This is a genomic window from Methylobacterium crusticola, assembly GCF_003574465.1.
Taxonomy (GTDB): Bacteria; Pseudomonadota; Alphaproteobacteria; order Rhizobiales; family Beijerinckiaceae; genus Methylobacterium; species Methylobacterium crusticola.
Window position 1 is genome coordinate 25718 of record NZ_KZ984618.1, and the last position, 11148, is coordinate 36865.

Sequence of the window (11148 nt, forward strand, 5' to 3'; positions counted from 1 at the left end):
ATCGGCCCCGTGTTCGAGCGCCCGGGAGTGATGGCGCGCTTCGCCTGCCGGGCCTCCGGCGGCGACGGGCGGCTGGTGGCCGGCAGCCTGGAGGCCGCCGGGCGCGAGTCGCCGGCCTCGCCTCCCTGCGGCCGCTCTCGCCCTCGACCCCGGACCTGATCGCCTCCGGCGAGCCGGTGAACCGCCTCCCCGCCGTGCTGCTCCACGCCGCCGAGACGCACGCGGCCGCGACCCGGGGCCAGGTCGACCGCCTGCTCGCGATCCCGGCCCCGGCCATCACGGCGGCGATCGGCGGGCTCATCGGCGGGCTGATGCTCTCCGGGACGGGCGCTGATGGGCTTTCGGGAGCTGGCGCGCCGACGGGCGTCAGGGGACGGACCGCCTCATCATGCACTGCACAGATGATTTTTGCATTGCACCACGCCGCGGCGCGGCCCGCCCGCGGCCGCCCAAGGAGACGACAAGCAGAGTTCGTCCCATCGCGTTGAATCACATGCGTATTCCGCGGGCGGGCCGCATGAAGCCTTGCGGAAAATTCACTCGGGCGCCTTGAACCGCCGGCGCCCCTCGGTTACGAATAAGAGCAATCTAAAAACAACGTCGTGGCTCGACGGGAGGCGGGATGGATCAGCGTGGGAAGCGCGCGGGCGGCGTCGACCGCCGCAGCGTCGTGGCCGGGGCCGTCGCGTGCTGCGCCACGGGACGCGCCGCCTGGGCCGGCCCGGAGGATGCCCTGCCCCAGAAGGGCGACCGGCTCGTGCTCGGGGACGGCGCGCAGGCGGGCCAGGCCGTGACCCTCGCGTCCCTCGCCGAGGAGGGGACCCTCGTGGAGGCCGTGGCGGTCGATCCCGCGGGCATCAAGCGCGACGGCTCGCGCTTCAGCAAGATCATCCTGGTCCGGGTCGCCCCCGGGGACATCGCCGAGGAGATCCGCCCCCACACGGTCGAGGGCGTGGTGGCGCTCTCGGGCGTCTGCACCCACCAGGGCTGCACGATCAGCGGCTGGAACCACGAGGACAGGAAGCTGAGCTGCTTCTGCCACCACTCGGAGTTCCTGCCCGCCGAGGGCGGCCGGGTCGCCAAGGGCCCCGCCCGCAAGCGGCTGCCGGTCCTGCCCCTCGCCAGGGGCGAGGGCGGCGCCCTGATGGTGGCGGGGAGCTTCACGAGCAAGCCCGGGCCGGGCACCGCCTGACCCCGGGACGAGGCCGCCTCGCGGCGGGAGCGGCGTCCGCTCCCGTGCGCGGCGGGATCCGGCCGCACGAGAGCGGTCACCGCGCGGGCGCGGTCGCGGCACCCGCCGCGGCGCGCGGGAGGAACGAGGCCCGCGCGGCGGCAACGACGCGGGCCCGGGACGTTTCGGGTCAGAGCGCGCGGGCGGCCACGGGCCGGCCTGCCGGACACGGGAGGAGAGCAGGCATGTCACGTCTCGTCAGGAAAGGGCTCGCCGCGGCGGCCCCCGTCGCCCTCGCGCTCGCCGGAGGGGTCCTCGCGCTCCCCGGGGGGGCGTCGGCGGCTCCCCTCGACTACAAGCCGGTCACCGACCAGCGCCTCGCCAACCCCGAGCCCGAGAACTGGCTGCAGTACCGGGGCAACTACCAGGGCTGGGGCTACACGCCCCTCGACCAGATCACGGCCAAGAACGTGACCCGCCTCGTCCCGGCCTGGAGCCTGTCGACGGGCGTGAGCGAGGGCCACCAGGCGCCCCCGATCGTCAACAACGGCGTCATGTTCGTCTCGACGCCGCAGGCGCAGGTGCTGGCGATCAACGCCCGCACCGGCGAGGTGCTGTGGCGCTACCAGAAGGAACTGCCGCCCGAGCTGTCCCAGCTCCACCCGACCAACCGCGGCGTCGGCCTCTACGGCGACAGCGTCTTCGTCACCACCACGGACGCCTGCGTGATCGCCCTCGGCGCCACCACCGGCAAGGTGAAGTGGGAGAAGTGCGTCGCGCCCTGGAAGGACGGCTACTACATGACCCTCTCGCCCCTGGTGGCGAAGGGCAAGGTCGTGGTCGGCGTCTCGGGCGGCGAGTACGGCATCCGCGGCTTCATCACGGCCCTCAACGCCGAGACCGGCGACGAGGCCTGGAAGACCTACACGGTGGCCGGCCCGGGCGACCCGGCGGCCGACACCTGGAAGGGCGATTCCTGGAAGGTCGGCGGCGGCTCGGTCTGGATCCAGGGCAGCTACGACCCGGCCACCAACCTCGCCTATTACGGCACCGGCAACGGCGGCCCCTGGACCCCGGACGCCCGGCCCGGCGACAACCTCTACACCTCGTCCGTCGTGGCCCTCGACCTCGATTCCGGCGCGATCAAGGGCCACCACCAGTACCACTGGAACGACGCCTGGGACTGGGACGAGGTCTCGGCCCCGATCCTGATCGACATCGAGCGCGGCGGCCGGACGATCCCGGCGGCGATCCACGCCGGCCGCAACGGCTACCTCTGGACGCTCGAGCGCACCAAGGAGGGCCCGCTCACCTTCGTGGAGGGCAAGCCGTTCGTGTACCAGAACGTCTTCGCCTCCCTCGACCCGAAGACGGGCCGGCCGACCTACAACCAGGAGAAGATACCGGGCATCAACCGCCGCGCCGCCTTCTGCCCCGGCCTGTGGGGCGGCAAGGACTGGCCGCCGGAGGCCTACAACCCGAAGACGGGCCTGTTCTACATCCCGTCGAACGACAACCTCTGCTCCGAGCTCGCCGGCACGCAGGCCGGGCTGCGCAAGCCGGGCGAGCTCTACATCGGCATCCCGATCGACGAGGTGCTGAACTCCCTGCGCCTGCGCGACGGCGTGGACAAGTCGAAGCCCTTCGCCATCGGCGCCATCCAGGCCTGGGACCCGAAGACCGGCAAGAGGGTCTGGACCCACGACTTCCAGGACACGGCCATGTGGGGGCCGCTCCTGACCACCGGCAGCGGCCTGATCTTCGCCGGCGGCACCAGCGACCGGAAGTTCCGGGCCTTCGACGGCACCACCGGCAAGATGGTGTGGGAGACCCGGCTCAATTCCGGCGTCACCGGCGTGCCGTCGAGCTACATGATCGACGGCGTGCAGTACATCGCCGTCCAGGCCGGCTGGGGCGTCGACGCCGACCGGATGCTCAACGGCCTCAACGCCGTGCTGCCCGAGGAGCGGCGCGTCAGCGTGGCCCCGCAGGGCGGCGTGATCTGGGTCTTCCGGGTCATGGGCGAGGAGGCGACGGCCCAGTGAGGCGCCTCGCCGTCGCCGGCGTCGCGGCCGCCCTGCTCGGGGCGGCCGCACCGGCCCGCGCCCAGCAGGACCCGTCCGCCGCCGCGGAGGCGTCCGCCGAGGCGGCCCTGCCCTCGCGGCCTGAGGACCTGGTCGCCTACGTCACGAAGGCGCTCCGGGCCCACGACACCGCGGCCTTCGAGCGCCTGGTGAACTGGACCGGCGCCCGGCCCCAGCGGCGGCGGCTGACGCTCTACCAGATCCGCTACAGCTTCGGCCGGCCGATCCGGTCGGCCGACCTCGAGGCCTTTCCGGCCGACGGGCTCGCGGAGGCCGAAGGGCGCGGCACGCTCAAGGCCAACATGCCGGTCACCGAGCAGCTGCGGGTGGTGTTCGACGAGCCGCCGGGCGAGGCGGGCGACCGGCCGGCCAGCGTCTTCCTCGTCGGCAGGGAGGCGGGCGTGTACCGCATCGCGCTCCTCGTCCCGACCCGGCAGGGCCGCCCGTAGGCGTCCCCCTCCCCGCTTGACCCGACCCGCCGGGCCGGCGCAAGCGGGGAGGCAAGGCCGCACAGCACGCCCGAGGATCGCCATGGACTTCACGCTCTCCCCGAGGATCGAGGAATACCGCGCCCGGGTCGCGGATTTCGTCGCCCGCGAGGTTCTGCCGGTCGAGGCCGACCGCGCGACCTGGGACGAGCACGAGAACATCCGCCTCGACGCCCTCGACGCCCTGCGGGCCAAGGCCAGGGCGGCGGGCCTGTGGTGCCTCCAGCTCAAGGAGGAGACCGGCGGCCAGGGCCTCGGCAAGGTCGGGATGGCGGCCTGCTACACCGAGATGAACCGCTCGATCTTCGGGCCGGTGGTGTTCAACTCCGCCGCCCCCGACGACGGCAACATGATGGTGCTGGAGGCCCTCGGCACGCCCGAGCAGAAGAGCCGCTGGCTCGCGCCGATCGTGTCCGGCGCCGTGCGCTCGGCCTTCGCCATGACCGAGCCGCACCCGGGCGGCGGCTCCGACCCGTCGATGATCCGCACCCGCGCCGAGCGCCAGCCGGACGGCAGCTACCGCATCAGCGGCCGCAAGTGGTACATCACCGGCGCCGCGGAGGCGGCCCACTTCATCCTGATCGCCCGCACCTCCGACGATCCGCGCCACGGGCTCACCGCCTTCCTGTTTCACCGCGACCAGCCCGGCTGGGAGATCGTGCGCCGCATCCCCATCATGGGGCCGGAGGAGCACGGCGGGCATTGCGAGATCGCCTTCGACGGGCTCGCGGTGGCGCCCGGGGACGTGCTCGCGGGCGAGGGCAAGGGCCTCAAGGTGACCCAGGTCCGCCTCGGGCCCGCCCGCCTGACCCACTGCATGCGCTGGCTCGGCCTCGCCGGGCGCTGCGTCGAGATCGCCCAGGACTACGCGGCGGTGCGGGAGGGCTTCGGGGTCCGGCTCGCCGACCGCGAGAGCGTGCAGCTCATGCTCGGCGGCCTCGCCATGGACATCGAGATCGGGCGCCTCCTCGTGATGCGGGCGGCCTGGGAGCTCGACCAGGGCCGCTTCGCCCGGAAAGAGGTGTCGATGGCCAAGATCCACGTCGCCAACACCCTGCACCGGGCCGCCGACATCGGCATCCAGATCAACGGCGCCCGGGGCTACTCCAAGGACACGGTGCTGGAGTGGATCTACCGCTACGCCCGCCAGGCCCGCCTGGTGGACGGCGCCGACGAGGTCCACCGCATGGTGCTGAACCGCCACCTCGAGTCGGAGGGCCGCGGCTTCTTCGCCTGGCCGACGGCCGAGGCCTGATCCGGCCCCCCGCCGGGGGAGCCGCCGGGAGCCTGCCTCGGCGCAAGGGACGCGCGTGCGCGGGCGCCAAGCCGGCCGCGGGTCGCGGTTCGGCCCGGGGAAGCTCCCCCGGGCCGTCGCCTCACGCCCTCACGAGCGGGCAGCCGCCCTTGTCGAGGGGCCGGAAGGCCTCCTCGGCCGGGGTCGTCCCGATGAGCTTGTAGTAGTCCCAGGGCCCGCTGCTCTCCTGGGGCGTCTTCACCTCGAACAGGTAGGCGGGGCAGAGCTTGCGGCCGTCCTCGCGGATGCGGCCGGGACCGAAGGCGTCGTCGTCGGTCGGCATCGCCTTCATGCGGGCGACGACGTCGACGCCCGACGCCTTGGCGGCCGGGACGCCGAGATCCGCCACCGCCTTGAGGTAGTGCAGCGTCGCCGAGTAGTTCGCGATCGACGCCATGTTCGGGTAGGCGCCCTTGAGCCGCGGCAGCGCGCGCCGGGTGATCGCGCGGGTGCGGTCGTTGAGGTCCCAGTAGAAGCTCTCCGTCAGGACCAGCCCCTGGGCGGCCTTGAGGCCGAGGGCGTGCACGTCCGACAGGAACATCAGGAGCGCCGCGAGCTTCGCCCCGTGCTGGGTCAGCGCGAACTCCGCGGCCTGCTTGATCGAGTTGACCGTGTCGGCCCCGGCATTCGCCAGCCCGATGATCCTGGCGCCGCTGTTCTGGGCCTGGAGGATGAAGGACGAAAAGTCGGCGGTCGACGGGAACGGGTAGCGGACGCTCCCGAGGACGCGCCCGCCGCTCGCCTTCACGAAGCTCCCGGTGTCGCGCTCCAGCGCGTGCCCGAAGGCGTAATCGGCGGTGATGAAGAACCACGAATCGCCGCCCGCCTTGACCATGGCGCCCCCGGTCGACCGGGCCAGCATGTAGGTGTCGTACATCCAGGAGACCGTGACCGGCGTGCACTGGGTCCCGGTCAGGTCGGAGGTGGCCGCGCCGGTGTTGATGTAGGCCTTGTTCTTCTCCCGGGCGACCTGGTTCACCGCCAGGCCGACCGAGGAGGTCGGCACGTCGAGGATCAGGTCGACGCCGTCCCGGTCGTACCATTGCCGGGCGATGCCGGCCCCGACGTCGGGCTTGTTCTGGTGATCGGCCGCGATCACCTCGACCTTGAAGCCCTTGCTGGCGAACTCGTCGACGGCGAGCTGGGTGCAGGCCACCCCGTAGGGCCCGCTGATGTCGCGGTAGGGCCCGGACTGGTCGTTGAGGACGCCGATCCGGATCGTGCCCGCGGCCTGCGCCCGCGGCCGGCGCGGCAGCAGGGGCGCGAGGCCGAGCCCGATCCCGGCGCTCAGGACGGTGCGGCGCGTCGACGTCATCGGTGCGGTCCTCCCGCCGAGAGGAAGCGCCTCCGCCAAAGGTGTGTCAACGGCACGGCCCCGGTTGTTCCGGGGCGGCTCCCCCGTCCGCGGCCCGCCCCCGATGGTTCGGCACGCCTGCGCGAAGACTTGGAGCCTCCCGGGCGGGCGGCCTCTACGCCGGATAACCCCATGTAACCGGCCCGCCGGGGAGCGGATCGGCGCCGAGACCTGGCCCGGCGCCCGGGACACCTTCGCCAAGGTGCGCGGCGAAGGTGCGCGGCGCCCGAGGTCCGGGGCAAAGTCCGGCGCCGCGGCGTTCCGGAGCCTCCCCGGTGCGAGCAGCGCAGCCTTGCGCGGAAACGGCTGGCATCGCCCCGCGAAAGCGTCGAAGATTTGCGCCTCGATGAAGGTGCCGCGAGCGCACCGGAACAGGGAGACACGCGACCATGCTCACCACGCGCACGGAACCGGTCGGGGCGGAGGCGCCGGCGCGCGCGTACGACGCGATCATCGTCGGCGCCGGGTTCGCGGGCCTCTACCAGCTCCACGCCCTGCGCGACCGGCTCGGGCTGAGCGTGCGGGTCCTGGAGGCCGGCAGCGGCATCGGCGGCACCTGGTACTGGAACCGCTACCCGGGCGCGCGCTGCGACTCGGAGAGCTACTCCTACTCGTACTCCTTCTCGCGCGAGCTGGAGCAGGAGTGGAGCTGGACGGAGCGCTACCCCGAGCCGGCCGAGATCCGGCGCTACCTCGAGCACGTCGCCGCGCGCTTCGACCTCGCCCGCGACATCCAGCTCGAGACCCGGGTGACCCGGGCGGACTTCGACGAGGAGGCGAACGCCTGGACGGTCACGACGGAGGCCGGCGAGCGCTTCGTCGCCCCCTTCCTCATCACGGCGGTGGGCTGCCTGTCCTCGGCCAACATCCCGAAGATCCCGGGCCTCGAGACCTTCGCGGGCGAGTGGTACCACACCGGCCGCTGGCCGCACGCGGGCGTCGACTTCGCGGGCAAGCGGGTCGGGCTGATCGGCACCGGCTCGACCGGCATCCAGGCCGCCCCGGTGCTCGCGGCCGAAGCCGCCCACCTGACGGTCTTCCAGCGCACCGCGAACTACAGCATCCCGGCCCGCAACGGCCCGATCACGCCGCAGGAGCAGAGCCGGATCAAGGCGAACTACGCCGAGATCCGCGCCCTCACCCGGACCTCGACCAACGGCCACCCGTTCCTGATCTCCGAGCGCTCGGCCCACGACGCCACGCCGGAGGAGCGCCGCGCCCTCTACGAATCCGCCTGGGAGGCGGGCGGCCTGCGCTTCCGCGCGGTGTTCCGCGACCTCCTCGTCGACAAGGCGGCGAACGACACCGCGGCCGGGTTCATCCGGGACAAGATCCGGCAGATCGTGCGGGACCCCGCCACCGCGGCGGCGCTCACGCCCACCGACCATCCCTTCGCGACCAAGCGCCCGCCCATCGACACGGACTACTTCGAGACCTTCAACCGCGACAACGTGCGGCTCGTCGACCTGAAGGCCTCCCCGATCGAGGCCGTCACCCCCCGGGGCGTGCGCACCGGCGACGCCGAGTACGACCTCGACGTCATCGTGTTCGCCACCGGCTTCGACGCCATGACGGGCCCGCTGCTGGCGATGGACATCCGCGGCAGCGGCGGCCGCGGCCTCAAGGAGGCCTGGGCCGCGGGCCCGCGCACCTATCTGGGCCTCCAGACGGCCGGGTTCCCCAACCTGTTCACCATCACGGGCCCGGGCAGCCCGTCGGTCCTGTGCAACATGCCGGTCGCCATCGAGCAGCACGTGGACTGGATCACGGCGTGCATCGGCCATGTCCGCGGGCACGGCCTCGTGCGCGTCGAGGCCACGGCCGAGGCGTCGGACCGCTGGGTCGACCACGTCAACGAGGCGGCCAACGCCACCCTGCTGCCGATGGCCAACAGCTCCTGGTACCTCGGCGCCAACGTGCCGGGCAAGCCGCGGGTGTTCATGCCCTACGCCGGCGGCATGGCGGCCTACGCGCAGATCTGCGCGCGGGTCGCCCGGAACGGCTACGAGGGGTTCGCGCTGCGCTGAACCCCGGGGAGCCGCCCGCGATGACCGCCATCCATCCCGACGTCCAGGCCCTCCTGGACCTGATCCGGGAGGCCGGGAGCCCTCCCCTCGACGCCCTGCCGCCCGAGCAGGGCCGGCGCGCCTACCTGGCGGGCCGGCGCTCGCTCCAGCCGCCCCCCGACCCGGTGGCGCTGGTGCGCGACCTCGGGGTGCCGACGCCCGCGGGGCCCGTGCCCCTGCGCCTCTACCGGGGCGCCGGCACGGCTCCTGACGCGGTCCTGCCCTGCCTCCTCTACCTGCACGGGGGAGGCTGGGTGCTGGGCAGCATCGAGTCCCACGACTGGGTCTGCCGGCGGCTCGCCAACCTGACCGGGGCCTGCGTCGCCTCGGTGGAGTACCGGCTCGCGCCCGAGCACCCCTTCCCGGCCGCGGTCGAGGATGCGGCCGCCGCCCTCGCGTTCGTGGCCCGGGAGGCGGAGGGGCTCGCCGTCGACCCCGCGCGGCTCGCGGTCGGGGGCGACAGCGCCGGGGGCAACCTCGCGGCGGTGCTCGCCCTGATGGGCCGGGACGGGAGCGCGCCGGCGAGCGTCCTGCAGGTGCTGCTCTACCCCGCCGTCGACCTCGCCATGACGGGCGAGAGCTACGAGCGCGTCACGCGGGACATGCCCCTCACCGCCGCGACCATGCGCTACTTCGTCGACCATTACACGCCCGACGCCCGGGACCGGACGGATTGGCGCGCCTCGCCGCTGCGGGCCGCGAGCCTCGCGGGGGCGCCGCCCGCCCTGGTGCTGACCTGCGGCCACGACCCGCTCTGCGACGAGGGCCGGCTCTACGCCCACCGGCTCGAGCGCGAGGGCGTGCCGGTCACGGCGCTGCACCTCAGCGACCAGACCCACGGCATCCTCACCATGAGCCGGATCGTGCGCGCCTCGGCGGGCGTGCTCGCCTTCGTGGCGAGCGGGCTCCGGGACGCCTGGGGCACGGCGGGGTGAGGCGCGCGCCTTCCCCGCGGGGCAGGCGCCCCGCCGCGGGGCTCAGGCCTGCAGCTTCGCCAGCAGGGCGTCCGAGACGGCGAAGTTCACGAACACGTTCTGGACGTCGTCCTGGTCCTCGATGGTCTCGAGCAGGCGGATCAGCTTCTCGCCGGTCTCGTCGTCGACGTCGACGGTGTTCTGCGCCCGCCAGATCAGGGCGGCGCGGCGCGGCTCGCCGAAGCGGGCCTCCAGGGTCCGGGCGACCTCCGCGAGGTCGCCCTGGCCGCAGATCACCTCGTGGCCGGCTTCGTCCGACTTGACGTCGTCGGCGCCGGCCTCGATGGCGGCCTCCAGCATGGCGTCGGCATCCGCCACCCCGGCGTCGAAGGCCACGAGGCCGACATGGTCGAACATGAACGAGACGGCGCCGGTCTCGGCGAGGCTCCCGCCCGCCTTGGTGAAGGCCGAGCGCACGTCGGAGGCGGTGCGGTTGCGGTTGTCGGTCTGGGCCTCCACGATCAGCGCGGCGCCGCCGGGGCCGTAGCCCTCGTAGCGGATCTCCTCGTAGGCCTCCGCGTCGCCGCCGGCGGCCTTCTTGATCGCCCGCTCGATGTTGTCCTTGGGCATGTTCTCGGCCCGGGCCGCCAGCACGGCGGCGCGCAGGCGCGGGTTCATGGCCGGGTCCGGCGTGCCGAGCTTGGCCGCCACCGTGATCTCGCGGGCGAGCTTGCCGAACAGCTTGGAGCGGACCGCGTCGACGCGGCCCTTGCGGTGCATGATGTTCTTGAACTGCGAATGCCCGGCCATGGCGCTCCCCCGGCGGCGAGCCTTGCGCGCGGAGAGCGCCGCCGGGGGCTCTCGACGCCGCAGGCGATTGAGGTGAGGCGGCTTATAGGCGCCAGCCCCCGGGGAAGACAATCGGGCGGGCGCGGGGTCTCAGCGCGCGGCGTCCCCGATGACCGCCCGGCGCAGGCGCGCCGACACGAGGTCGATGAGCGCCACGGTGACGAGGATCATCAGCACCAGGAAGGCGACCTGCTGCAGCTCCAGCACCCGGATCAGTTCCGTCAGGTACTGGCCGATGCCGCCGGCGCCCACGATGCCGATGATGGTGGCCGAGCGGGTGTTCGATTCGAAGTAGTACAGCACCTGGCTCGCCAGCACCGGCAGCACCGCCGGGACGAGGCCGAAGCGGATCCGGTGGAGCCGGCCGCCGCCCGAGGCGGTGACGCCCTCCTGGGCCTTGCGGTCCGCGGTCTCGATCGCCTCGGAGAACAGCTTGCCGAAGGCGCCGACGTCCGAGCACGCGATGGCGAGCGCCCCCGCGAAGGGGCCGAGGCCCACCACGTTGATCCAGATCAGCGCCCAGATCAGCACGTCGACGGAGCGGATCACGTCGAAGCCCCGGCGCACGGAGAAGCGCAGGAAGGGGTTGCGCACCACGTTGCGGGCGGCGAGGAAGGCCACCGGGGCGGCGAGGAGCGCCGCCGTCAGCGTGCCCAGGAACGCGATCGCCAGGGTCTCGCCGAGGGCCGCCAGGAAGGCCGGGAACTGGCCGCCGGCCGAGGGCGGCAGCATCAGGACCGCGAAGGTGCCGAGGCGGCCGAGCCCCGCGACGAGGCGCAGGAGCGAGAAGTCGAGCCGCACCATCGCGACGGCCGCGAGGCCGACCACGAGGGCGAGCGTGCCCGCGAGGGCGGCGCGGCGCCGCCACGGCGTGCGGAAGGCCTCGGGATGCCGGCCGCGCAGGCCCGCGAGATCGGCCCGCGCGGCA

The 11148-nt window shown here is 73.3% G+C and carries 9 protein-coding genes; 6 read left to right on the forward strand and 3 right to left on the reverse strand.

Annotated features, from left to right (window positions below; genetic code table 11):
* The first annotated feature begins 622 nt into the window (after window positions 1–622).
* The 4 genes from DT057_RS01740 to DT057_RS01755 all read left to right on the forward strand — a co-directional run bounded on the left by DT057_RS01740 (window position 623) and on the right by DT057_RS01755 (window position 4998).
* On the forward strand, window positions 623–1192 hold the full coding sequence (locus DT057_RS01740) for a QcrA and Rieske domain-containing protein (protein WP_128560401.1): 570 nt from the start codon (window positions 623–625) through the stop codon (window positions 1190–1192).
* Window positions 1193–1416: 224 nt separating this feature from the next.
* Window positions 1417–3216: a PQQ-dependent dehydrogenase, methanol/ethanol family gene (locus DT057_RS01745; RefSeq protein WP_128560402.1), complete on the forward strand. Its 1800-nt coding sequence runs from the start codon at window positions 1417–1419 to the stop codon at window positions 3214–3216.
* On the forward strand, window positions 3213–3704 hold the full coding sequence (locus DT057_RS01750) for a hypothetical protein (RefSeq protein ID WP_128560403.1): 492 nt from the start codon (window positions 3213–3215) through the stop codon (window positions 3702–3704). The genes DT057_RS01745 and DT057_RS01750 overlap by 4 nt, the downstream gene beginning before the upstream one ends.
* 82 nt (window positions 3705–3786) lie before the next feature.
* On the forward strand, window positions 3787–4998 hold the full coding sequence (locus DT057_RS01755; protein ID WP_128560404.1) for an acyl-CoA dehydrogenase family protein: 1212 nt from the start codon (window positions 3787–3789) through the stop codon (window positions 4996–4998).
* Between the two features lie 121 nt (window positions 4999–5119).
* On the opposite strand, the gene DT057_RS01760 is transcribed toward DT057_RS01755, so the two are convergent.
* Window positions 5120–6352 (reverse strand): ABC transporter substrate-binding protein, encoded by a 1233-nt coding sequence (locus tag DT057_RS01760; RefSeq protein ID WP_128560405.1) that lies wholly within the window; start codon window positions 6350–6352, stop codon window positions 5120–5122.
* 428 nt (window positions 6353–6780) lie between these two features.
* On the opposite strand from DT057_RS01760, the gene DT057_RS01765 reads away from it, so the two are divergent.
* A complete protein-coding gene (locus DT057_RS01765) occupies window positions 6781–8418 on the forward strand; it encodes a flavin-containing monooxygenase (protein WP_128560406.1) in 1638 nt (545 codons plus the stop codon).
* 20 nt (window positions 8419–8438) lie between these two features.
* On the forward strand, window positions 8439–9392 hold the full coding sequence (locus tag DT057_RS01770; protein ID WP_128560407.1) for an alpha/beta hydrolase: 954 nt from the start codon (window positions 8439–8441) through the stop codon (window positions 9390–9392).
* 42 nt (window positions 9393–9434) lie between these two features.
* On the opposite strand, the gene DT057_RS01775 is transcribed toward DT057_RS01770, so the two are convergent.
* Both DT057_RS01775 and phnE read right to left on the reverse strand, forming a co-directional pair.
* Window positions 9435–10181, reverse strand: a complete 747-nt coding sequence (locus tag DT057_RS01775; protein ID WP_128560408.1) for a YebC/PmpR family DNA-binding transcriptional regulator — start codon at window positions 10179–10181, stop codon at window positions 9435–9437.
* A gap of 129 nt (window positions 10182–10310) precedes the next feature.
* Window positions 10311–11148, reverse strand: an 838-nt coding sequence (gene phnE / locus DT057_RS01780) for a phosphonate ABC transporter, permease protein PhnE (protein ID WP_128560409.1), incomplete at its 5' end; no start/stop codon positions are given.

Bases quoted from the DNA above. Each gene is read 5' to 3' on its own strand.
- DT057_RS01740 (WP_128560401.1), top strand. From the start codon at position 623: ATGGATCAGCGTGGGAAGCGCGCGGGCGGCGTCGACCGCCGCAGCGTC.
- DT057_RS01745 (WP_128560402.1), top strand. From the start codon at position 1,417: ATGTCACGTCTCGTCAGGAAAGGGCTCGCCGCGGCGGCCCCCGTCGCC.
- DT057_RS01755 (WP_128560404.1), top strand. From the start codon at position 3,787: ATGGACTTCACGCTCTCCCCGAGGATCGAGGAATACCGCGCCCGGGTC.
- DT057_RS01760 (WP_128560405.1), bottom strand. From the start codon at position 6,352: ATGACGTCGACGCGCCGCACCGTCCTGAGCGCCGGGATCGGGCTCGGC.
- DT057_RS01765 (WP_128560406.1), top strand. From the start codon at position 6,781: ATGCTCACCACGCGCACGGAACCGGTCGGGGCGGAGGCGCCGGCGCGC.
- DT057_RS01770 (WP_128560407.1), top strand. From the start codon at position 8,439: ATGACCGCCATCCATCCCGACGTCCAGGCCCTCCTGGACCTGATCCGG.
- DT057_RS01775 (WP_128560408.1), bottom strand. From the start codon at position 10,181: ATGGCCGGGCATTCGCAGTTCAAGAACATCATGCACCGCAAGGGCCGC.